Source organism: Rhodococcus sp. IEGM 1330, assembly GCF_033142445.1.
Classification (GTDB): Bacteria; Actinomycetota; Actinomycetes; order Mycobacteriales; family Mycobacteriaceae; genus Rhodococcoides.
This window is the reverse complement of the sequence record NZ_JAWLSB010000002.1, coordinates 295,321-315,621: the sequence shown is the minus strand read 5'-3', so window position 1 is coordinate 315,621 and position 20,301 is coordinate 295,321. Positions and strand designations below refer to the sequence as shown.

Annotated in this window: 26 protein-coding genes and 1 pseudogene; 15 read left to right on the top strand and 12 right to left on the bottom strand. The window is 63.6% G+C overall.

The features are described from left to right. The first annotated feature begins 102 nt into the window (after positions 1–102). Complete coding sequence (locus R4P57_RS06420; protein WP_317802022.1) at positions 103–486, top strand: DUF5313 family protein; 384 nt, start codon at positions 103–105, stop codon at positions 484–486. Between the two features lie 24 nt (positions 487–510). Next, positions 511–990, top strand: a complete 480-nt coding sequence (rraA, locus tag R4P57_RS06415) for a ribonuclease E activity regulator RraA (RefSeq protein WP_317802021.1) — start codon at positions 511–513, stop codon at positions 988–990. Between the two features lie 42 nt (positions 991–1,032). Here rraA and R4P57_RS06410 read toward each other — a convergent pair whose 3' ends face one another. Continuing rightward, the gene (locus tag R4P57_RS06410; protein ID WP_317802310.1) at positions 1,033–1,872 is read right to left on the bottom strand and encodes an alpha/beta hydrolase; all 840 of its coding nucleotides are present in this window, start codon (positions 1,870–1,872) and stop codon (positions 1,033–1,035) included. Positions 1,873–1,975: 103 nt separating this feature from the next. Between R4P57_RS06410 and R4P57_RS06405 the strand changes: the two genes are divergently transcribed. The 3 genes from R4P57_RS06405 (at position 1,976) to R4P57_RS06395 (ending at position 4,204) form a co-directional block, all read left to right on the top strand. Beyond that, on the top strand, positions 1,976–2,542 hold the full coding sequence (locus R4P57_RS06405) for a TetR/AcrR family transcriptional regulator (protein WP_317802020.1): 567 nt from the start codon (positions 1,976–1,978) through the stop codon (positions 2,540–2,542). After that, positions 2,539–2,907: a glyoxalase superfamily protein gene (locus tag R4P57_RS06400; RefSeq protein WP_317802019.1), complete on the top strand. Its 369-nt coding sequence runs from the start codon at positions 2,539–2,541 to the stop codon at positions 2,905–2,907. Before R4P57_RS06405 ends, R4P57_RS06400 begins: the two co-directional genes overlap by 4 nt. 148 nt (positions 2,908–3,055) lie before the next feature. Continuing rightward, on the top strand, positions 3,056–4,204 hold the full coding sequence (locus tag R4P57_RS06395; RefSeq protein WP_317802018.1) for a serine hydrolase domain-containing protein: 1,149 nt from the start codon (positions 3,056–3,058) through the stop codon (positions 4,202–4,204). Between the two features lie 3 nt (positions 4,205–4,207). Here R4P57_RS06395 and R4P57_RS06390 read toward each other — a convergent pair whose 3' ends face one another. Continuing rightward, entirely contained in the window at positions 4,208–5,119 is a 912-nt protein-coding gene (locus tag R4P57_RS06390; RefSeq protein ID WP_317802017.1) for an aminotransferase class IV, read from the bottom strand. Between the two features lie 64 nt (positions 5,120–5,183). Between R4P57_RS06390 and R4P57_RS06385 the strand changes: the two genes are divergently transcribed. Continuing rightward, a complete protein-coding gene (locus R4P57_RS06385; RefSeq protein WP_317802016.1) occupies positions 5,184–6,158 on the top strand; it encodes an aldo/keto reductase in 975 nt (324 codons plus the stop codon). Beyond that, a complete protein-coding gene (locus tag R4P57_RS06380; RefSeq protein WP_317802015.1) occupies positions 6,145–6,597 on the top strand; it encodes a GNAT family N-acetyltransferase in 453 nt (150 codons plus the stop codon). Before R4P57_RS06385 ends, R4P57_RS06380 begins: the two co-directional genes overlap by 14 nt. Here the strand turns inward: R4P57_RS06380 and R4P57_RS06375 are convergent. After that, on the bottom strand, positions 6,579–6,818 hold the full coding sequence (locus R4P57_RS06375; RefSeq protein WP_317802014.1) for a PLDc N-terminal domain-containing protein: 240 nt from the start codon (positions 6,816–6,818) through the stop codon (positions 6,579–6,581). The genes R4P57_RS06380 and R4P57_RS06375 overlap by 19 nt on opposite strands. Positions 6,819–6,962: 144 nt before the next feature. On the opposite strand from R4P57_RS06375, the gene R4P57_RS06370 reads away from it, so the two are divergent. Further along, on the top strand, positions 6,963–7,919 hold the full coding sequence (locus tag R4P57_RS06370) for an ABC transporter substrate-binding protein (protein ID WP_317802013.1): 957 nt from the start codon (positions 6,963–6,965) through the stop codon (positions 7,917–7,919). Between the two features lie 15 nt (positions 7,920–7,934). Further along, entirely contained in the window at positions 7,935–8,132 is a 198-nt protein-coding gene (locus R4P57_RS06365) for a PLD nuclease N-terminal domain-containing protein (protein ID WP_317802012.1), read from the top strand. Between the two features lie 31 nt (positions 8,133–8,163). On the opposite strand, the gene R4P57_RS06360 is transcribed toward R4P57_RS06365, so the two are convergent. Next, positions 8,164–8,520: a hypothetical protein gene (locus R4P57_RS06360; RefSeq protein ID WP_317802011.1), complete on the bottom strand. Its 357-nt coding sequence runs from the start codon at positions 8,518–8,520 to the stop codon at positions 8,164–8,166. 116 nt (positions 8,521–8,636) lie between these two features. Next, a complete protein-coding gene (locus R4P57_RS06355; protein WP_317802010.1) occupies positions 8,637–10,514 on the bottom strand; it encodes an HNH endonuclease signature motif containing protein in 1,878 nt (625 codons plus the stop codon). Positions 10,515–10,725: 211 nt separating this feature from the next. Between R4P57_RS06355 and R4P57_RS06350 the strand changes: the two genes are divergently transcribed. After that, a complete protein-coding gene (locus R4P57_RS06350) occupies positions 10,726–11,310 on the top strand; it encodes a hypothetical protein (protein ID WP_317802009.1) in 585 nt (194 codons plus the stop codon). Positions 11,311–11,372: 62 nt separating this feature from the next. Then, positions 11,373–11,894: a hypothetical protein gene (locus R4P57_RS06345; RefSeq protein WP_317802008.1), complete on the top strand. Its 522-nt coding sequence runs from the start codon at positions 11,373–11,375 to the stop codon at positions 11,892–11,894. A 36-nt stretch (positions 11,895–11,930) separates the two neighbouring features. On the opposite strand, the pseudogene fmdA reads toward R4P57_RS06345, so the two are convergent. Beyond that, positions 11,931–13,183: pseudogene (gene fmdA, locus R4P57_RS06340) on the bottom strand (formamidase). A gap of 139 nt (positions 13,184–13,322) precedes the next feature. Here fmdA and R4P57_RS06335 point away from each other — a divergent pair. Further along, a complete protein-coding gene (locus R4P57_RS06335) occupies positions 13,323–13,610 on the top strand; it encodes an FmdB family zinc ribbon protein (protein WP_317802007.1) in 288 nt (95 codons plus the stop codon). A 44-nt stretch (positions 13,611–13,654) separates the two neighbouring features. Then, entirely contained in the window at positions 13,655–14,875 is a 1,221-nt protein-coding gene (locus tag R4P57_RS06330) for an FAD-binding domain-containing protein (protein WP_317802006.1), read from the top strand. Between the two features lie 20 nt (positions 14,876–14,895). Here R4P57_RS06330 and R4P57_RS06325 read toward each other — a convergent pair whose 3' ends face one another. The 3 genes from R4P57_RS06325 to R4P57_RS06315 are packed head-to-tail and all read right to left on the bottom strand — an operon-like array spanning position 14,896 to position 17,587. Next, positions 14,896–15,669: a DUF4097 family beta strand repeat-containing protein gene (locus tag R4P57_RS06325; RefSeq protein ID WP_317802005.1), complete on the bottom strand. Its 774-nt coding sequence runs from the start codon at positions 15,667–15,669 to the stop codon at positions 14,896–14,898. Continuing rightward, complete coding sequence (locus tag R4P57_RS06320; protein ID WP_317802004.1) at positions 15,666–16,322, bottom strand: response regulator transcription factor; 657 nt, start codon at positions 16,320–16,322, stop codon at positions 15,666–15,668. Before R4P57_RS06320 ends, R4P57_RS06325 begins: the two co-directional genes overlap by 4 nt. Then, the gene (locus tag R4P57_RS06315) at positions 16,313–17,587 is read right to left on the bottom strand and encodes a sensor histidine kinase (RefSeq protein ID WP_317802003.1); all 1,275 of its coding nucleotides are present in this window, start codon (positions 17,585–17,587) and stop codon (positions 16,313–16,315) included. Before R4P57_RS06315 ends, R4P57_RS06320 begins: the two co-directional genes overlap by 10 nt. Before the next feature lie 135 nt (positions 17,588–17,722). On the opposite strand from R4P57_RS06315, the gene R4P57_RS06310 reads away from it, so the two are divergent. Continuing rightward, positions 17,723–18,355 carry a hypothetical protein gene (locus R4P57_RS06310; RefSeq protein ID WP_317802002.1) on the top strand — a complete coding sequence of 211 codons (633 nt, stop codon included), beginning with the start codon at positions 17,723–17,725 and terminating at the stop codon, positions 18,353–18,355. A 39-nt stretch (positions 18,356–18,394) separates the two neighbouring features. Next, the gene (locus tag R4P57_RS06305) at positions 18,395–18,577 is read left to right on the top strand and encodes a hypothetical protein (protein ID WP_032397091.1); all 183 of its coding nucleotides are present in this window, start codon (positions 18,395–18,397) and stop codon (positions 18,575–18,577) included. Here the strand turns inward: R4P57_RS06305 and R4P57_RS06300 are convergent. Genes R4P57_RS06300 through R4P57_RS06290 form a run of 3 tightly spaced genes read right to left on the bottom strand, consistent with a single transcriptional unit; the run spans position 18,565 to position 20,130 of the window. Continuing rightward, positions 18,565–19,395: a MerR family transcriptional regulator gene (locus R4P57_RS06300; RefSeq protein ID WP_317802001.1), complete on the bottom strand. Its 831-nt coding sequence runs from the start codon at positions 19,393–19,395 to the stop codon at positions 18,565–18,567. The genes R4P57_RS06305 and R4P57_RS06300 overlap by 13 nt on opposite strands. A 36-nt stretch (positions 19,396–19,431) precedes the next feature. Continuing rightward, a complete protein-coding gene (locus tag R4P57_RS06295; protein ID WP_317802000.1) occupies positions 19,432–19,923 on the bottom strand; it encodes a GNAT family N-acetyltransferase in 492 nt (163 codons plus the stop codon). Between the two features lie 21 nt (positions 19,924–19,944). After that, positions 19,945–20,130 (bottom strand): hypothetical protein, encoded by a 186-nt coding sequence (locus R4P57_RS06290; protein WP_317801999.1) that lies wholly within the window; start codon positions 20,128–20,130, stop codon positions 19,945–19,947. Positions 20,131–20,301: the final 171 nt, after the last annotated feature.

Below are 20,301 nucleotides of genomic sequence, written 5' to 3'. Positions count from 1 at the left end.
AAGTCTTTCTGTCGGCATCCGTAACTGACGCTATCGTCACATATGAGTTAAACCGCAGTCAACGGTGAGATCTACCAAGAGGTATCGGACTAGCATTGCGCGATGACCACCGAACGTACGACGCCCACTCCGCTGCAGTTTCTGGGCTATTCGTTCGGACGCACGCTGCCCGAGTCGATGCAGGACTGGGTTCGCAAGGATCTCGTGGGCAACGGAGCCCAGGTCCGCTACATCGCACGCTTCATCCTTCCGATCATTCCGCTGCTGCTGCTGTTCCTGCTGATTCCGGGTCCACTGTGGATGTCCTTGGCGATGATGTCGCTGCTGTTCATCCCGCTGGTGTACTTCTCGATTGCCCTGATGAACGTCTATCGGCGGCATCGTCTGCTTATCCACGGCCTCGACCCGCAACTGATCAACGCCAAGGCGCAGAGCCGCGTCGACCGCACTCGCGACGACTACGAGCGGCGTCACGGCCGGGGCTGATGAGCGAGCGATAGTCTGTGCCGCATGACTGCACCGGTGGAATTCAAGGCAACAGCTGATCTGGCCGACGAGATCGGTCCCGATATCCGCAGCTGCGACACCCAGTTCATCCAGTTCGGCAAGCACACCGAATTCGCGGGACCCATCACCACCATCCGCTGCTTCCAGGACAATCTGCTGGTGAAGCAGACTCTGAGCGAACCGGGCAACGGTGGCGTTCTGGTGGTCGACGGAGACGCCAGTGTGCACACCGCACTCGTCGGAGACATCATCGCGGGCCGAGGCGTCAGCAACGGTTGGGCCGGCGTCATCGTCAACGGCGCAGTACGCGACTCGGCGATCCTGCGGACACTCGACATCGGCGTCAAGGCACTGGGCACCAACCCGCGCAAGAGCACGCAGACCGGATCGGGCGAGAAGAACGTGCCGATCAGTTTCGGCGGCGTCACGTTCAACCCGGGCGAGATCGTCTACAGCGACCACGACGGCGTCGTCGCGGTCTAGCCCACGACGGCGGCAGGCCTGAAAGCCTGCCGCCGTCTGCTTTTACTTCACGAACGCGAGCAGCGCGTCGTTCACTTCCTGGAAGTGCGTCCACAGCAGTCCGTGCGGTGCGCCGTCGACCTCGACGTACGTGGCCTCCGGGAACACCTTGTGGAACTGACGGCCGGTGGAATCGATCGGCAGGATGTTGTCGGCCGTGCCGTGCAGAATCAGCGTCGGCTTGCCCGATTCACGCACCTTCTCCACATCACCGCGGAAATCTTCGAGCCAGGTGGGCACAACGGCGTAGGCGGCCACGGGAGCGCTGCCGGTCGCGGTGTTCCAGCTCGCACGTACAGCGGCCTCGCTGATACGGGTCCCGAGGTTCTCGTCGAGGTTGTAGAAGTCCTTGTAGAAATTCTCGAACCAGGTGAACCTGTCTTCGCGGGCTGCGGTCTCGATGCCGTCGAACACCGACTGCGGAACGCCGGTGGGGTTGTCGTCGGTCTGAAGCAGGAACGGCTCGAGCGAGGCGAGGAATGCGAACTTCGCGACGCGATCCGTGCCGTACTTCGCCGCGTACCGCGCGAGTTCACCTGTGCCCATGGAGAATCCGACCAGGATGACATCGCGTAGGTCCAGCTCGGTCAGCACCTTGTCCAGGTCAGAGGCGAAGGTGTCGTAGTCGTATCCGACGGTCGGCTTGCTGGACTGGCCGAATCCGCGGCGGTCGTAGGTGATGACGCGGTAGCCGGCGTCGAGCAGCGCACGCGACTGACGTTCCCAGGAGTTGCCGTCGAGTGGATAGCCGTGGATGAGCACGACGGGTTGGCCGGTGCCGTGATCCTCGTAGTAGACCTCGACGGGGGTGGAGTTCTCGGTTCCGACGTTGATGTACGCCATGATCCTGCCTTCCTGTGTCCTGAATATCGAGCGGGAGAACGGTCGTTCTCTCCACATGTGGACTACTGTAGAGAACGTTGGTTCTCTCGGCAAGGGGTGGGCGATGACCAGTATGGAAATCGGACGAGCACAGGTGGTGAACGCCGCGGACGAGTTGTTCTATGCGCGGGGCATCCAGGCGGTGGGTATGGACGAGTTGCGCGCCAAGGCCGGCATCTCCCTCAAGCGCCTCTACACGCTCTTTCCCTCGAAAACCGCCATCGTCGCCGAGGTGCTTCGGGGTCGGACCCAGCAATGGAACGACGGCATCCACGCCGAAGCCGCCGCCCACGAGTCCCCTCGAGAAAAACTGCTGTCGATCTTCGACTTCCTGGACCACTGGTTTCGCGAGGACGACTTCCGCGGGTGCGCCTTCATCAACTCGTTCGGTGAACTCGGCGCAACCATGCCCGAGGTCGCCGACGCCGCGCATCAGCACAAGAAGAACTTCATCGACTACGTCACCGCATTGGCCGTCGAGGCCGGATGTGCGCCGACCGTCGGACTGCAGATCGCCTTGCTCGCCGAAGGTGCTCAAACCACAGCGGCCATCACCGAACTGGCCGAATCCGCCACTGCAGCACAAGCTGCGGCGAAAGTTCTGCTGGGCATGCCACACTCGACGTCATGAAGGCATTCGGCCCGGCTATTCCGATTCTCCGCATCTTCGACGACGCCGAAGCGCGCGCGTTCTACGTGGACTACCTGGGATTCACTGTCGAGTGGGAGCATCGGTTCGAGCCAGATCTGCCGCTGTACGTTCGTATTTCGCGCGGGAAGTGTGTACTGGATCTTTCTCAGCACTACGGCGACGGCACACCAGGCACATCGGTATGGATACCGATCCCGGACGTCACGTCCTTCAATGCCGAACTGCTGCAGAAGAACAACCCTCGCAGCCGACCCGGAATCGATCACGACGCACCGGGTGGTCCGACCATGACGATCACCGATCCGTTCTCGAACACCCTCCGCTTCTGCCAGGTCGATCGCTGAGAAGCGCACCTCACCGTTCACTATCGTGCGCGGTGCGCGGCTTTCCGCGTCCGAGACCCACTTCTGAACGATGCGGTGCGCTCACTCATCGACAATCACTGACATTTGACACTGAAATCCCTCGCTCGACGGCGATAGCGTCGAAGACATGAGCAAGCTACGAAACCTCGCCGCCCTCACAGTCGCGACATCCCTGCTGGTCAGTGGGTGCTCGTCGACGGACGAGCCGTCAGCCGTCGAGCCGACCGCCACCGCGCCCTCGAGCGGGAGCATCAAGACCGACGACGTCCAGGCAGCCTTGGACGCGATGGTCGACGCCGGGTCCGTAGCCGCTGTCGCCCAGGTACGGGACGGCGAGAATTCGTGGTCGGGAGCCGCCGGCCTCGTCGAGCGCGGGGGCACCGAGGCTGCGTCCGCCGACGACCCGGTCCGTATCGCCAGCGTCACCAAGTCGATGGTCGCCGCCGTGGTGCTGCAGCTCGTCGACGAAGGAAAGGTGCAACTCGATCATCAGGTCGACGAATTGCTTCCCGGTCTGCTCCCCAAGCCGGTGACAATCCGTCAGCTGCTCGATCACACCAGCGGAATACCCAACTATCTGGTGGGATTCGACTCTGCCGAACAGATTGCCTCACGCTCCACCGATTCCGTCACCGACGACGAACTGATCTCCCAGGCCCTGGCAATGCCCTGGACGACTGAGCCCGGTCAGGAGTTCAGCTACTCGAACACGAACTACGTTCTGCTCGGACGTATCATCGCCGAACTGGACGGCAAGACCATCGCACAGTCGTTGCAGGACAGGGTTTTCGACCCGCTGCAGATGACCGACACCACTTACCCCACCGATGCCGCCATCGCCGACGACGCCCTGCACGGTTACGTTGTCGAGAACGAAACCTACACCGACGTCACCGATTTCGATGCCAGCATCTGGTCGTCGAGTGCCGCCGTGGTCTCCAGCGTGGCCGACCTGAACACCTTCTTCCGGGCACTGTTCGACGGCACCTTGATCCCGCAGAACCTGATCGACGAGATGCAGGTCGTCACGCCGACCGGTTACGGACTCGGCCTGCTACTCGGCCTTGACGCGTGCAACCCGGGGTCGGGTGAGCTGGTGTTCGGTCAGCGCGGCAACGGGTTCGGCTACCGCACCTTCGCATTGTCGAGTCCGGACGGGGAGCGTCAGGTGTCGCTCGCCTGGACCACGGCCGCACCGACCCCAGCGATGGATCCGCTCGAACAGCCGGCAACGGAAGCACTGATCGCCGGGCTCGCGTCGACCTGCCCAGCATGACACCTACAAGACGCTCACCCAGCCGTGTACTTCGTCGCTGGTGAGCGCGGCCTGGTGACGCTTTCGTAGAGTGAGCGTCACCGGGCCCGACTCCTTCGTTCCTATTGCGCGGCCGTCGATTTCGTATACCGGGGCAATTCCCGCCGAGGTACCGCAGACGAAGACCTCGTCGGCGATGTACAGCTCGGTGAGATCGACGGTGCGCTCCTGAACCGTCAGGCCCACCTCGCGCGCCAGAGTCAGAATGGTCCGACGGTTGATGCCGTCGAGAATGTCGCTGGTGACGTCGGGAGTGACCAGCACTCCGTTTCGGACGAGAAAGATGTTCGCGGCACTGAGCTCGCAGACGTGGCCGTTGATATCGAGGAAGATGCAGTCGTCGAAGCCACTGTCGATCGCATCCTGTTTCGCCAGAACAGAATTGACGTACGCCCCGTTCACCTTGGCGCGAGAGGGAATCGCGTTGTCCGGGATTCGCCGCCACACACTGGTCTTGAGCCTCATACCGTTCTGCGGGACAATGGGATTCGCGTCGTACAGGAAGATGGACACCGTGGTGTGCAGGCCACGCACCCGCGTTCCGGGAATCGACTCGTCCACGTGGACGGTGGCCCGGACATAGACCTCGGTCGTCGGGGCGTTGGCGGCGACCACGTCGCGCGTCGCCTGCACGAACCTCTCGAATGTCCACTGCGACGCAAAAGTGTCGATGCCGATGATCTTGCAGGATTCGACGAGTCGCTGATAGTGATCGAGCAACCGGAAAGCGGTACGCCGTTCACCGTCCACCTGCACGGGGAACACCGTATAGACACTGAGCCCGTACAGGACGGCCGAGGTCGCGACCCCGAGCGTCGCCTCCTGCACGTCCACCAAGCGATCGCCGAAATACACCTTCGAGTGCGGAAGAGCCATCCCGCGATGCTAGTCGCCCGACGAGTCCGAGCGACAACGCTTTTACTTCTCTATGGTCGAGTACATGAGCGCACCCACCATACCGACCCGCACCCTCTGGAACGACGGCCCCGAGGTGGGCGCTATCGGCCTGGGCTGCATGGGAATGACCTGGGCGTACAAGGCCGACGACCAGACGGAGACCCCCGATCGCGTCATCGGGCACGCCCTGGACCTGGGCGTGAATTTCATCGACACCGCAGATGTATACGGCCCGTTCACCAACGAGGAGGTCGTCGGCAAGGCCATCGGCAGCCGCCGCGCCGAGGTAACTCTCGCGACCAAGGGTGGTCTCGTCTCTCACGTCGGCGACGCCGGAGAGCCTGTCATCTCGGGCCCCAACGGCAAGCCCGAGCACCTGCGCTCGGCGATCGACGATTCGCTCCGCCGCTTGGGCGTCGACCACATCGATCTGTACTACCTCCACCGTCCGGACCCAGAAGTGAACGTGGAGGACAGCATCGGCGCGATGGCCGAGGCCGTTCAGGCGGGAAAGGTTCGGGCACTCGGGGTCTCGGAGTTCAGCGTCGAGCAACTCGATCGTGCCCAGCAGGTGCATCCGATTTCTGCGGTGCAGTCGGAACTCTCGCTGTGGACCCGCGACCACCTCGCCACATCTCTGAAGTGGACCCAAGACAACGCTGCGGCATTTGTCCCGTTCTCTCCATTGGGCCGCGGCTTCCTGACGGGCAACTTTCGTGGGACCACACCTGCTGCAGACGATTTCCGTTCACGACTACCACGTTTCAGCCAGGACAACCTCGATGCGAACCTCGTGATCGTCGACGCCATCGCAGCAGTCGCCGAAGAACTCGGCGCGACGCCCGCGCAAGTGGCCTTGGCCTGGGTTCTGGCGCAGGGCGAGCATGTGGTTCCGATTCCCGGCACCCGACGCACCTCGCGTCTGGACGAGAACGCAGGTGCAGCCTCGCTCACCTTGAGTGCCGATCAGCTCGCTGCCCTCGACGCTCTGCCTGCGCCCGCCGGTGGTCGCTATTGAGATCGTTCGCGTCGAGCCCTCCGCTGATCAGGCCCTCGCCGAGCTGATTCTCGCGGTTCAGAAGGGGTCGTATGCAGTCGAAGCGGGACTGATCGGCGACGACCGAATTCCGGTGCTGCACGAGTCGGTGGACGATCTGTCTGCTGCGCAGGTCCATTGGCTCGTCGCGCGGGAGGGTGACGAAATCCTCGGTGCTGCAGCATGGTCCAATTCCGAGATCGACCGTCTGGTGGTGTCTCCACACGCGCATCGACGAGGCATCGGCAGGGCGTTGGTCGACGCGATGTTGGAATCGATTGTCGCACGACGTGTGCACGTGGCCACCGGGCGAGACAATTCACCGGCACGCAGGTTGTACGAGTCCGTCGGCTTCGTGCATACCGAGGACCGGCAGGTACTGCCCGGGCTGTGGCTCGCCCGCTACGAACTCGTCCGCTGATCGGTATCGGAGTTACGCGGGCGAGCGGCGAACCAGATCAGCGCACCGGTGATCGGCATGAGCAAGACGAGCAGGCACCACCAGAACGCGGATCCACGACGAGCGTGGGTGCTACGAAGAATCGATACCCACGCACTAGCGACCAAACCCAGCCACAGAACCATCGCAGCCATCCACGCGAGATCGAACGCCAACGGCACAGTGGGATTGCTACCGTCCATGGTTCCCACTCCCTTCGCCTCGAATAGCCAGCCTATCGATCTTGCTCGACCCGCCCCCCGGGGGATCGAACCCGACGTCACCTCGAGCCAGCACCGCACTCGTCCGACCGACTACGAACCGTTGACAAAGGGTAGCCTATCCAAATGTCACCTGGAATAATGTCGTCGCTCGCGCTCGACCGCCGAGGGTTCTTTCTGGTCGCCGGGGCGGTTGCACTCGCCACGGCCTGCTCACCCCGGGCCCAGGACGCGGCTGCCGCGACCTCGCAGACAGTACGGATGACGGGCGACGGCTTCGATGTCACCGTTCCCACGCGCCCCACCCGCGTGGTCGTGATGGAGGGGCGAGGGGATCTCGAATTCGCCCTGTTGGCCGGATATCCCATCATTGCCACCGGCAACACCTTCCAGCCCGGCGCGCGTCCCTCGGGACAGTTCGAGGGACTGCTGGACGCGCAGACGGAGGTCATCGGTGGTCCCGACGGCCCAGCGGCAGAGGAGATCGCTGCGCTGTCTCCCGATCTCATCGTGATGCGCGCCAACGGATGGCGGCTCGACTGGTACGGAAACGAGCAGCTGACCAAGATCGCACCGGTCCTCCCCGTCGAAGTCAACGAACCGAATTTCGAGCAGTACACCGTCGACCAGTTCTCGGCCATAGGGCTACTCGACACTGTGCAGCCGGGTCTGGACGAGTACCAGCGGACCATCGACGACGCGGCCACGGTCACGAATGGTCGCAGAATCGCCCTCATCACCAGCGAACCGGTTGCCAAGGGATACGTCATCGTGTGGACCAACTACCTCGGCAACGCGGTCGCCGCGGATATGGGATTCACTGTGCTGCACAACAACCCCGAGGACGAGGAGGGAAACTATCGACTGTCGGTCGAGAATCTGAACCAGATCGCCGACGCGGAGTTCATCTTCCACCAGACCACTGATCCCACCCAGATCGACGGAATCGCCGCGTGGCAGAACCTTCCCGCCGTCGCCGCGGGTCGCAGTGCGGTGCTGGATCCACAGCTGAACAACGGATTGGTCATCACCGCAACCAGTTTCGCGAACAGGCTGATCGAGGTGGTCCGCAGCGCCGGGTGAGGTAGCTTCCGATACATGATCTCTGCCGGTGGCGCGATTGCCCTCGCTTTGTTCGCTATGGCTGTTGTTTCGATCGTCCGTGACCCGAGCACGGGGTTCGTGGCCACATTGGCATGGGTTCTCGTTGCATTCGTTCTGCCCATCATCGGCCCGATCCTGTGGTTCGCCGTCGGCAAGCGCTATCCCTACGGAGCGAGCGGCGGCAATCGATGACGGTTCAGTATCCAGTCGCATCGATGACGGTTCAGTATCCAGTCGCGTTGCGCAGGTCGATGTTCACCAGGTGGCTCACCTGATCGCGGAGCCATTCGACAGCCTGCTGATCGGGCGCGGGCGTGTGGGCCAACAGTGTCCAGCGCAGCCGGGTTTCAGGAGTCAGGTCGAACTGCACCAGGACGTCCGGATGGCTCGGCCACGGCGAGCTCCAGACAACGCGGTCGAACTCGCTGCTCTCGACAATGCGAGGTAGCGGCTGACCCTCGAACATCACCGGCCAGGCAAACCCCTGATTCTTCGGATGCACATCTGGGCGCATTAGTGACTTCCAGACGAAGAAGACAGGCGGCGACAACACCGCAGTCCTGCTCGCGAGAACCATCATCCGCCTACCGTACGCAGGTACCGACTCAGGAGCCCCACTATTTTCGCGCACGACCGGTAGGGCGGCTGCCAGTACCGACGACGGGCAGAGCTGTGCCCTGATGTTGTTGTGGGTCGTCATGCGGGTTGTCGTGGTTCCTCGTCGCCGGTGTCGTTGTGCTGGTCGGGTGGGTACAGCACTTCCTCGGGGTGGTGTGCGTGATTGATCAGCCCACGGCGCTTGGGGTCCATTCCGGTGGGTGGATGCCAGAGGGTGCGGCCCGGATAGCGATGGGCTGCTGTGGTTTTGGTGGTCGCCCACTTGCCTGGTCCGGTGCCGACGAGTGCGTGGTGCATGTCGCAGCCGAAGGTGAGCGAGTCGATGTCGGTGTAGCCGCCGTCGATCCAGTCGGTGACGTGGTGGGTTTGGCACCAGGTCGCGGGGCGGGTGCAGGAGGGGAAGCTGCAGCCGCGGTCGCGGGCGATGAGCACGATCCGTTGGTCGGCGGAGGCGATGCGTTTGGATCGACCGAGGTAGAGCGCTCTGCCGTGGTCGTCGAAGATCGTCAGATAGTGGTGGGCATGAGAGGCCATGCGGATGGCGTCGCGGATCGAGACTCGTGATCCGGTGGCGGTCATGGCGTATCCGCAGCCGGCTTCCAGATCTTTCAGGGTCATGGTGACGATCGCGGTGACAGGCAGGCCTCGGTGGGTGCCGAGGGTGCCGGAGGCGAGTGTCTGACGCAGTGCCAACTTGAGGGCGTCGTGGTGGCGTTCGCGTTGGGTGCGGATATCGCGCGCGGCGGCGTCCCGCGCTGCTGCCTTGTCCGCGGCATCGTCGTCGACGCCGGTGTCGGTGTCGGATCCGAGGGTGTCAGATCCGAGGGTGTCGCCGGAGTGAGCCGTGCCGTCGGGCTCCGTGCCGCAATTACAGTCGAGACCACCTTCGCAGTCGCAGTCGGTACCGCCTCCGCAGTCGTCGTCACCGCAGTCGTCGTCACCGCAGTCGTCGTCACCGCAGTCGTGATCATCCGCGCATTGGCCGTTCCCGTTGCAGTCCGTCCCATCCCACAGGCCTGCGTCACTGGACCCGGCATCGTGTGGAGTGGGCTCGGGCTTCGGCGCAGTGACGCTGCCGCTCCCGCGGCTTCCGCTGTCGTCGTCGCTGCTGGTTTCGTCGTGGACGACCGATGTCGGGTCGGCGGGGTTGTTGACTCCGGGTTTCGCGGCTTTGGAGAACAGGGCTTCGAGGTAGGCGCGCAGCTCGGGGTCGACGCAGAAGTTTCCTTCCGACATACCGTCGGCACCCTGCTCACCGAGATACAAGAACGCATCCCGTCGCTTACACGGCTTCGGCGGCTTCCCGTCCTCGTCCTCGTCCTCGTCCTCGTCCTCGTCGTCGTCGTAATCGCCGTCGGGGTTGAGGATCGAGTCCAGATGCGCCACCAACGGCGCGAAGTCGTCGGGCCGTCTGGTCGATGCGTAGCCCACCAATTGCTCTTCGGCGAGATCCCGCGTCTGCGGATCCACACTCGACGGCAGATGGCGAAAGAACTCGCGAATCATCTGCACATGCTTGGCATCGAGCAACCCCGCCCGCAATGCTGCAGCGGTGCGCGGCAGTAATGCGGGTAGGACTTCACCGGACAATGCGGTCCGGTCACCCAACTCCGCAGCCAGACGCAACCGAGCACCGGCGGCGCGTGGGGTGATCCGCAGCATCCACGCCACCGAGCACGGCACCGACCCCGGATACACATCGAGACCGTGTTGAGCGATCAGCTCATTGAGCCAGGTGTACGAGTACGCGGCCAACGACCGGGTCATCGTCTCCATCCGCTGAATCACCGCACGCCGGTCGGCATTCGTCCACGACACCGACGCCTGACCCGCCAACTCGGCGACCGCGGATTCCACTGCGGCTACCAGTGCAGACAAGTCGGGATCGGACACCTCAGGGGCGGGCGGCACCGTCTCGATGCCGTCCACCCCTGATCCGCCGTCCCCCGAAAGCATGAACAGAATCTATCGCGACCCACCGACACGTATTCGAACATGCGTTCCTATCCGACCAGCGATACCTCAGATCGCCGCGACGACTGGCACTTGATTCATATGCCCGCACAGGTAGTTCCAAGCCCCCTTTTGGAGAGGTAGCGTCACGCTTACGGATCACATCGGTCGAGGAGCGGGAGCTGGAACCGATCGACACCAGAAAGGGCACACCATGAGCGTGCGACCGTCCAGCGATCCAACTGCCGCCGACTGGCTCGTCCACGCCAATCGTGATTGGTGGGACCTCGCCGTCCGAGGCCCGCTGGGGTACGAAAGCTACGCACGGCTACGGTTCATTCCCGATCCGGCGCACACGGATCAACGTGAGGGCGAGGTTGGCGTTCCATACGACGAGCGTTCAGAAACAGATCAATTGGCAATAGTCGTCGCGATGCTGGCGAAGCACACTTCGACACCAGCGGACTGTTACTTCTGCGTGTGGGAGGGAAGGGGAGGTCTCGAGGCTCGTGGTGCCGCGCGAATCGACCTTCCCGAACGGGAAGCGTTCCTGTTCCGAGGACCTGCGCTGGACCTGCTGAACTGGGAGCAGGCACTCGATCCCCCGGGCCCCGAGGGTCTGCCGATTCCCTCTTTCGTCTGGCCCGCCGACCGCTCGTGGTGCATTGCCAACGACGTCGACCCCCACTTCGCCACCATCGGTGCCAGTTCAGCAGCGATCGAGGACATTCTCGCTGATCGTCGAGTCGACACTGTCATCGACGATCCTGCCCGTCCACAACCCTCGTACAGCCATTGAGACCCCATCGAACCGAGTGGTCGGAAGACTCTCTGCAACAGGATGTTTCGGAGGCGTACTGGGTGAACGACAGCCTGAACGTCGTGGCCGATACGACGGTGGGCTCGCTGGTCCCCACAGTGTTCGACGCCTATACCCACATCCTGTATCCCCTCCGTGACAGCACGCTTCATTCCACTCCGGCGAAACCCGTTGCGCCCTGGCCTGATCAGCTGGCGGACATCCTCGAAGTACTCACTCGGAGTACGACAACACCGGATGAGTGCTGGTTCGCACTCTGGGAAGGCAACACCGCTCTCGACGGCATTCGCGAGATGGCACCGACCGCACACATCGCCGGCTACAACTACTTCCTGCTGAAGGGACCGGTCTCGCACGCAGCGGACACCCTCGGAGGACTGTCACCAAACCTGTGGTGGCCCGCCGACCACGCATGGTGCATGGCTCAGCACTTCGACTTCCCGTGTGCATATCTCGGAGGCAGCACGGATACCGTTGCGGACCTTCTCGCGCTCACAGAGATCGAATCCTCGCCGCTTCGCGTCGACCAGATCATCACTGCGGCCGACGACGAGAAGCAGTAGCCACCCGACGATAGATCTCGACCACCGACGCTGCAGTCAGAACTGCGCTCGCGGCGCTCCCATTCCCGGGTCGATTTGGAACGGTCCGCTGGCCGAGGGCGCAATCGGGAAATCGAAGATCGCAGTGGGGATGTACACCGTGGCACAGGAGTTCGGAATGTCCACCACCCCGGACAAGCGTCCTTCGATCGGAGCCGAACCCAGTAGCAGATATGCCTGCTCGGGGCTGTAGCCGAATTTGGTGAGGTAGTCGATCGCATGCATGCAGGCGTTCTGGTACGACAGGTCGGAGTCCAGATACTTCTGCTCACCGTCGACGGTCACCGAAATACCCGAGAAGGCAATCCATTCCGAGTACTGCGGTGCGGTGTTTCCGGGCATGAAGATCGCGTTTTCGCTCACTCCGTACGTTTCCATGCCGCCCTTGATCAGATCGACGTGCAAGTCCATGAAGCCACCCATTTCGATGGCACCGCAGAACGTGATCTCCCCGTCGCCCTGGGAGAAGTGCAAGTCGCCGAAGGACAGCTTCGCGCCCGGAACGAACACCGGATAGAAGACGCGGGTGCCCTTGGTGAGGTTCTTGATGTCTTGATTGCCACCGTTCTCGCGTGGCGGTGCCGTGCGCGCGGCTTCGCCTGCAACGCGGGAGAATTCGTCACCGGTCAGTGATCCGAGGATTGCACCGTCGAGCTCGGGTGCAAGAGCCAGTGGCGGGACACGATTCGGGTCCGTTGCGATCAAGGCACCTTCACGGGCGTTCCACTTCGCCAACAACTGCGCCGAGGGCGCAGTACCCATGAGGCCAGGATGGGTGATGCCGGTGTACTTCACGTGCGGCACGTGGCGAGATGTGGTGGTCTGCCCGGAAAGTCCCAGATCGCCTTGTACGCGTCGGGGAACCGATCGGTGAGGAACCCGCCGCCGTTCTCCTTGGCGAAAATTCCCGTGTAGCCCCAGCCCTGCCCGGCCAGCGGACCCGAATCCTCTTGCGGGATCGGCCCCACGTCGAGGATGTCGACGATCAGCAGGTCGCCGGGCTCGGCTCCCTCGATGTGGAACGGCCCGGACAGCGTGTGCACGTTGTTGAGCGGCGCATTCAGAATGTCCTCGGCGGAATCGTCGTTGTGTATGGCCCCGTCGAACCATTCACGGCAATGGGCTCGAAAGGATGTGCCGGGTTTGACCGTGACCGCCGCCGGGATATCAGGATGCCATCGGTTGTGACCGACGACCTCCTGCTCGGTGAAACTCTTCGTCGAGTCGAGCGGAAACAGCAGTTCGGGCACGAGGCACCTCCGGTTGCGCGGATTCTCCTGCCTCGATCATTGCACCGTCGTGGTGCATCCGGTCGGATATGCATGTAAAACTTGTATGACGTTGCGCCGGAACGTTGCTGATGCACCGCATCGCGCTACTCTCGGAGGTGTGCCGACCTACAGCTTCCGCTGCGCACAGCGTTGCGCCCCCGTCGAACAGAGATTCTCCATGGCCGACGCGCCCTCGCAGGTGACGTGCCCGGAGTGCGGAGAGGTAGCCGCACGACAGATCTCCTCGCCTGCTCTCGGACGAGGGAACAGCGCCGCGATGAAGGCGCACGACGCCTCCCGCGCCACCGCAGACACACCTGCCGTGGTCTCGTCCCTCCCACAACAGAGCCGATCCGCAACCAGGACGACGTCGAACCCGCTCCATCGCCGCCTGCCGCGCCCCTGACGACTCGGCGTTTCCCTTTCGTGCCGACAGGGAAGTCCGACGCTATGCCCACGCTTCCAGCTCCCCCGTCGATTGCCGACGGCTCCACCACCGAGGACGTCGTCGCCTGGGTTGCCGAGCATCTGGGCGATCTGACGCGCGAGGGACCGGATGGCATCACGGCGGGTGGCATTCGCGGCGGGCAGTCCGCTGCCGATGCCGCCCTGGCCGGGCTCGATATCACCGGATATGCGCGCGATCGCAGCACCGTTCTTCCGGTGAATCGCCGCGGCGCAAGCCGCATGTCGCCGTACATTCGCCACGGGCTGCTGATGCTGCGAGAAGTCTGGGACGCGGTGTCCGACGCTCCTTCACGCGACCGTTCCCGCTATCGCGACGAACTGATGTGGCAGGAATACGCCCGCCATCTCTACGCGCGCACCGGATCGGATCTCGGCCGTTCGCTACGCCGTGAGCAGCCGCGACCCCAGGGTTGGACCGCGCAGCCGTGGCCCGAGGAGATGAACTGCATGTCCTCGGTGGTGGGCGAATTGCACGAGGACGGTTGGCTCGTCAACCAAACTCGCATGTGGCTCGCGTCCCAGTGGGCGGTTCGCGCCGGAGCGACGTGGCGCGACGGGGAGGACGAGATGTTCGCCCACCTGCTCGACGGCTCCCGCGCCGCCAATCGCCTCGGCTGGCAGTGGACCGTCGGTACCGGAAGCGGCAAGGTCTACGGATTCAGCCGGTGGCAGGTGAACAAGAGAGCACCGTCGCTGTGCCGCAACTGCGCGCTGAAAGATGCGTGCCCCATCGAGAACTGGCCCGACGACGATCTCGGGCCGGCTGTCGACGGTCCCGATCTGAACAAGGGTCCGATTCCCGCCGGCCCCGCCCACGTGGAAGGCACTGGTGCAGAACAGGTGTGGATCACAGCAGAGTCGCTCGGCACCACAGACCCAGCACTGGCCGCCGAGACCGACCGGCCCGCGGTGTTCGTCTTCGACGAACCGCTTCTGCGGACACTGAGGCTCTCCGGCAAGAGGCTCGTCTTTCTCGCCGAGACGCTCGGTGAGATCGCATCGACCCGCCCGTTGGAGGTGCGCCGCGGTCGAGTTGCCGACGAACTCTCCGGACGCGACTTGGCTACCACCTGGGCGCCCGTTCCCGGCTTCTCCCGCATCGCCGACGCCATAGCCCCGGTCGAGTTGCATCCGTGGCCTTGGCTGGTGCGTCCCACCACGTCCTCGGTCCGTTCGTTCAGTGCGTGGCGTCGGAATCATTGAACAGCAGTCACTGACCGGATCTATCTCCGCTGCACCGAAATCTGGCCTTCTTCACTGGTGATCGATACCGACCTAGGGGAACTCGGATCGTCGACGACGTCGATGTCGACATCTTCCTTCTCGGACGTCGCCTCGACGTCGTAGAACTCGGCCGCCGGGAGCTCGATCATGCTGTCGCCCTGCATGTTCTGCACGCGGACCAAGTCCGGTGACACCCTCGAATCCATGGCGACCTGACCGAACGTCGTGTCCACCTCGACTGCCGACACAGCCGCATCACTGATGTCGACGTCACCGAATCTGGTTGTCACGTCCAGGGTTCCGGCAGATCCCCGAGCGATCACGGAGCCCGCCGACGTGGACACCGATGCCTGTGCGTCCACGTCGGTGAGCACCACGTCGCCTGCTGCTCCGTCGATGTCGAGCAGCAATCCTGCAGGTACCCGTAGTTCGAGACCGATGTCGCAGCTGCCATTCTTTCGGTAGGAACATTCCACAGCGATCTTCGAGCCGTCGTCACTGATGTCGACCGTCGGAGTATCTCCTCGGTAGGACCCGTCGGCCCGTACGTGCAGGTCCGAGTCGGGGCTCATCGACACCGAGACATGGGCGAATCTGGTTGTGACGGCCAGATTCTTCCCGACGATTGCTGTATCGGCGGAGTAATCGAAGGACTGCATCTTCGGCGTGGTGAAACCGACGGCGATGGTGGCCGCCGTGGCTGCCCCTGCGGTGCCGATGACCGCGACAGCTATCGAAACGGCAACGACACTGCGCCACATCGACTTTTTCATTGGATCGCTCCCAGATATCGTAGGACGGCCATGACGCGGCGGTGATCGGCACTGTCTCCGAGTAGCCCGAGCTTGGCGAAGATGTTTCCGATGTGCTTCTCCACGGCTGCTTGACCGACCACCAATGCAGAGGCAATTCCGGCGTTCGACTTGCCTTCGGCCATGGCGGTCAACACGTCTCGTTCCCGCGGGGTCAGCGAATCGAGGGGATCCGATCGTGGGGCCCGAGCCAGGATCTGCTGCACCACTTCTGGATCGATGACGGTGCCACCGCCCGCAACCGTGCGCACGGCGTCGGCGAACTCGTCCACATCGGCGACGCGATCCTTCAGCAGGTAGCCCACGCCGTCCGTGCTCTGCCGGATGAGCTCGGCTGCGTACCGTTCCTCCACGTACTGCGAGAGCACGAGAACACCGACGGCGGGCCATCGTTGGCGAATGACCAGCGCTGCGCGTAGACCTTCGTCGAGGAAGGTCGGCGGCATGCGTACGTCGATCACGCAGACATCCGGAAGCGGATCGGCAGCGGACATGGCCGCGAGCAGTTCCGAAGCATCCGCCACCTTCCCGATCACGTCTGCTCCGGTATCGATCAGCAGGCGAGCGACGCCCTCTCGCAACAGAACGGAATCGTCGGCGATGATCACTCGCACGGGATACTCACCTCGAGCCGCGTCGGGCCGCCGGACGGCGACGTGATGGACAGGGTTCCGTCGATTCCGCTGAGCCTGTCCTCGAGCCCGGCCAGGCCGCCCCCCGGTGCCGGATGCGCTCCGCCACACCCGTCGTCGACCACCGTCACACGCACTGCGGACTCGATTCTCGAGACGTCGACTCGGACGTGGTCGGCCTTCGCGTGCTTGCTCACGTTGGTCAGGGCCTCCGAGACGACGAAGTAGACCGTCGACTCGACGGTGGCGTCCGGGCGTCGATCACCGGAGAGGGCGGGGTCGATCCGAACAGTGACCGGTACTGCACACAACGCCGCGACGGACGACAGTGCGGCGTCGAGACCGCGGTCGGTCAGGATCGGCGGATGCAGACCGCGGGTGAGGGTGCGGATCTCGCCGATCGCGTTCTTGGCCTCCCGGTGGGCGTCGTCGAGCAATTCCTTCAGGACCGCATCGTCGCTCACAACGGCACGCGACTTCGCCTGCCCCAGAGACATTGCCACCGATACCAAGCGCTGCTGAGCACCGTCGTGCAGATCTCGTTCGATGCGACGGCGTTCGGCATCCGCAGCGTCGACGACGCGAGCACGACTCACCGTCAATTCGTCCACTCTCCTACTGGATTCGGAGCGGCCGAGAAGGGCTGCGGCACTCCACCAGTCGAGTCGCGCCAGGGCCGTGAGCAGCAGAGGCACTCCCGCAACGAAGGTCACCAGCGAGGCGAAGCCGACCAACGCGACGAACGGATAGCCAACCCGTTCACCGATTTCGAGCTGATCGGCGACCGGGTTCGTCACTATCCAGGCGACCGGTGCCGCCGCGAGAACAGGCAGGGCCACGAACAGCGCCGGCAGCAAGAACAGCAGCACAGCCGAGATCGGAATGCGAACGAGCCAGTAACACAATGACTTCCACAACCCGATATCACGTAGGCACCAGACGAACTTGCGCCAACTGGTCGGGTACACGGTCACGTCAGGGCCCTCGATGGGAACTCCACCGGTGAAGCCGATTCCGGCTCGCGCTGCACGGTCCATCCACCGCAGCGCCACTATCGTCAGCGCGAAGACGAGCACACCGCTGAGCGCAAACGGCAATGCGCACACCGCCAGTACCAGCAATCCCAGGATCATCCAGCCGCCCAGCCCGGCGATCGTCGACGCCAGCAACGACGCCACCGCCAGCCACCAGTGCGGCGATATCCATGCCCTGAGCGGATTCAGGGGAATCGGTAGTGCCTCGTTCATGCGGATCAGCCTAAGTCGGGTGTCGTCGGCTTGTCCGCACTGTGAACCCACGGCCCGAGGTAGGGCCAGCCCTACCGTCGGTCCGTGGGTCGATCGTGGTGTTTTCCGCGGCCCGGACGACGAGATTCGACAGGTATGAACCTGAACATCCTCGATGTGGACCGGTTGTCGTCCGTGCCCGTACTGGTTGTCTTCGCCGTCGTCTTCGTACTGCTGGCATTCGAGTCCGCGTCGTTGCTCGGTCTCTTCACACCGGGAAACAGCGTCCCGATCACACTCGGGGTGCTGACGTCGATCGGTGTCGTGCCGTGGCTGCCTGCCGTCGTCACCGCGGCGGTGGCGTCGAGCATGGGTGCGCAATGGGCGTTCTGGCACAGTCGCCACACCGACACCGTGTTGGGTCTCGGGCGAGCGGAGTCCGCGCTGCCGGCCGCGGTGATGAGGGTCGTCCTCGGACTGACCACACAGGCGCGATCCCGACCACGCGCTGTCGCCACCGCCGGGCATCTCATCGGGGGTATCCGCACCATCACGCCCCGACTCGTAGCGACCTCCTCACTGCGGCACCGCGAATACGCGGTGCTCAGCCTGCTGGCCGCAGTCGTGTGGGCAGGTGTGCTGGTGTCGGCCGGAGCATGGCTGGGTGACCGATCGGCCATTCGGACCGCCCTGGGATACGCCTGGATTCCGGCTCTGACGGTGATGGCCGCTACCCAGCTCAGGCGTCGAACACGCTCGTCTTCTCCCGAACTTGTCGGAGCCCGGTGATATCAAGGATGTAGAGAGAGACGACAGAAAGGGATTCGCATGTCCGCACGCTTCGATACCTGCAACGGCACACTCGTGATCCACGCGGTCGGCGGTGCGGAGTGCACGGAGCCGGACTGTGTGGATCTCGAGTACGTTCGCCACTTCCTGGTGCTCGAATGCGAGGAGGTCACCGGCGGTTGCCAGTGCACCGCACTCGTGGAGTTCGCTCAGGCGTCCTGACGTCGAACCACCGGCTGCTGCAGTTCGGTCACCCAATTCTCCTGCGGCTCCGGCTCGGACACCAGGTAGTACTCGCGGCAGACGCCGGAAAGTTCGTATCCGTTGGCCTCGATCCACGCCGCGAACTGCTTCCAGGTTTCGCCGATCGTTGCCATCGAACCGTGATGAACGGTGGTCACCGCGAGCTCGACGGGCGGAAGCTCGCGAACCTCGTAGCCCTCACCGGCCACGACCTCAGGCCCCACCTCGAATGCGGCATGCACGGTGATGCCGGTGCCGTCCCCGTCGTCGACGGCCTCGTACATGGCGATCGACGACGGCCCGAACGTCACGCCGTGCCCGGCGAGCGTCTGGGCGAGTCGGGCGTACATCGGGCCGATGACCGGGCCGATGTTCTCGGGTCCGAACCCGGCGGCGGTCTCGGTGACGAGAGCAATACGGGTGGGTGGCAACGATGTGGTGTCCACGGTGATCATCGAAATCCCTTCGGTGTGGGAGAGTCGCGCATCGATGCGACGCAGCCGAGCGGCGTCGAGATCGAGTCGCCGCGCGACATCGTCGCGCTTGGCGGCCAGCATCTCGCGTAGCCGATCACCATCGACCTGTCCATGCACGATCTGCGTCACCTCGTCGAGCCTGAACCCGAGGTCCTTGAACATGAGAATGCGTCCCAGAACCTCGAACTGCGAACCGTCGTACGAGCGATAGCCCGTGAACGGATCCACCCGTGCCGGCGTCAACAACCCGATCTCGTCGTAATGCCGAAGCATGCGAACCGACACCCGGCCGATCGATGCGAACTCTCCAATGCTGAACATGACCCTCCGAGGATCTCGTCTCACACAGTGTGAGGGTCAAGCGCAGAAAATCGGGTGCACGGGAATCCGGAAGCGAACCGCCGACCCGATGCACTCGACACGTTCACCTCCGGCTCTCGTCAGGGTCGCTATCGAGGCCACGTTGCTCGCTTCGCACACCGCCGTCACCCGGGTCATGCCCACGTCACCGGCGAGCCTCAGCACCTCGCGTACTGCCCGAGAGGCAACTCCCCGACCTCGTTCGGACGGGCGAACCCCGTAGCCGATGTGCCCGAGACGTTCGGCGAACTCGTGGCTGTCGTGTCTGAGTGCGACCCCGCCCAACACTCGTTCGCCCGCCACGATCCAGCGGTACGTGCACTCGGCGTCAACACGAAGCCGCTCGACCCAGTCCGAAAAGCCCTGTGCGGACTCGACATCATCATCGGCCGTCAATCCGAAACCATCCTCGTGGAAGCCCGGCCCCCACTCGGCGTGCGCATCCCGCCACGCAGCGGCGAGATCATCGGAGGGAACGACGAGGTCCACCGGCAGACGGTAGCACCGGCCTCAGGCCAGCCCCTTCGGGTAGTTCAATGGCAGTCCCGTCTCTCCCACCCCGAGTTCGAGGATTGCCCACTGATGCGGGTCGATGGCGAGCAGACCGTGGTTGGACACGATCAGCGACGTCCCGCGGAACGCGACCGACGCGGGTGTCGAGTACGGGATGTCGCCGAGGCCGTAGCAATCGGACACAACGCGACCGCCACTGCAGACACCACGACGCCGCGCAACCACTTCTTCGACACTTCGTATCCCCCGGAAAATATGGATCCGCGATTGGTGCAGATCGGACTCACCCCGCCGAGCAGAGTAGCGCAACATACGTTGAGAAGCTAGCGTTGGGAGATCGCATCGGAGATGAGA

Excerpts from the sequence above, each read along its gene's own strand:
- R4P57_RS06420 (WP_317802022.1), top strand. The coding sequence starts at position 103 with ATGACCACCGAACGTACGACGCCCACTCCGCTGCAGTTTCTGGGCTAT.
- rraA (WP_317802021.1), top strand. The coding sequence starts at position 511 with ATGACTGCACCGGTGGAATTCAAGGCAACAGCTGATCTGGCCGACGAG.
- R4P57_RS06410 (WP_317802310.1), bottom strand. The coding sequence starts at position 1,872 with ATGGCGTACATCAACGTCGGAACCGAGAACTCCACCCCCGTCGAGGTC.
- R4P57_RS06405 (WP_317802020.1), top strand. The coding sequence starts at position 1,976 with ATGACCAGTATGGAAATCGGACGAGCACAGGTGGTGAACGCCGCGGAC.
- R4P57_RS06400 (WP_317802019.1), top strand. The coding sequence starts at position 2,539 with ATGAAGGCATTCGGCCCGGCTATTCCGATTCTCCGCATCTTCGACGAC.
- R4P57_RS06395 (WP_317802018.1), top strand. The coding sequence starts at position 3,056 with ATGAGCAAGCTACGAAACCTCGCCGCCCTCACAGTCGCGACATCCCTG.
- R4P57_RS06390 (WP_317802017.1), bottom strand. The coding sequence starts at position 5,119 with ATGGCTCTTCCGCACTCGAAGGTGTATTTCGGCGATCGCTTGGTGGAC.
- R4P57_RS06385 (WP_317802016.1), top strand. The coding sequence starts at position 5,184 with ATGAGCGCACCCACCATACCGACCCGCACCCTCTGGAACGACGGCCCC.
- R4P57_RS06375 (WP_317802014.1), bottom strand. The coding sequence starts at position 6,818 with ATGGACGGTAGCAATCCCACTGTGCCGTTGGCGTTCGATCTCGCGTGG.
- R4P57_RS06370 (WP_317802013.1), top strand. The coding sequence starts at position 6,963 with ATGTCACCTGGAATAATGTCGTCGCTCGCGCTCGACCGCCGAGGGTTC.
- R4P57_RS06365 (WP_317802012.1), top strand. The coding sequence starts at position 7,935 with ATGATCTCTGCCGGTGGCGCGATTGCCCTCGCTTTGTTCGCTATGGCT.
- R4P57_RS06360 (WP_317802011.1), bottom strand. The coding sequence starts at position 8,520 with ATGATGGTTCTCGCGAGCAGGACTGCGGTGTTGTCGCCGCCTGTCTTC.
- R4P57_RS06355 (WP_317802010.1), bottom strand. The coding sequence starts at position 10,514 with ATGCTTTCGGGGGACGGCGGATCAGGGGTGGACGGCATCGAGACGGTG.
- R4P57_RS06350 (WP_317802009.1), top strand. The coding sequence starts at position 10,726 with ATGAGCGTGCGACCGTCCAGCGATCCAACTGCCGCCGACTGGCTCGTC.
- R4P57_RS06330 (WP_317802006.1), top strand. The coding sequence starts at position 13,655 with ATGCCCACGCTTCCAGCTCCCCCGTCGATTGCCGACGGCTCCACCACC.
- R4P57_RS06325 (WP_317802005.1), bottom strand. The coding sequence starts at position 15,669 with ATGAAAAAGTCGATGTGGCGCAGTGTCGTTGCCGTTTCGATAGCTGTC.
- R4P57_RS06315 (WP_317802003.1), bottom strand. The coding sequence starts at position 17,587 with ATGAACGAGGCACTACCGATTCCCCTGAATCCGCTCAGGGCATGGATA.
- R4P57_RS06310 (WP_317802002.1), top strand. The coding sequence starts at position 17,723 with ATGAACCTGAACATCCTCGATGTGGACCGGTTGTCGTCCGTGCCCGTA.
- R4P57_RS06305 (WP_032397091.1), top strand. The coding sequence starts at position 18,395 with ATGTCCGCACGCTTCGATACCTGCAACGGCACACTCGTGATCCACGCG.
- R4P57_RS06300 (WP_317802001.1), bottom strand. The coding sequence starts at position 19,395 with ATGTTCAGCATTGGAGAGTTCGCATCGATCGGCCGGGTGTCGGTTCGC.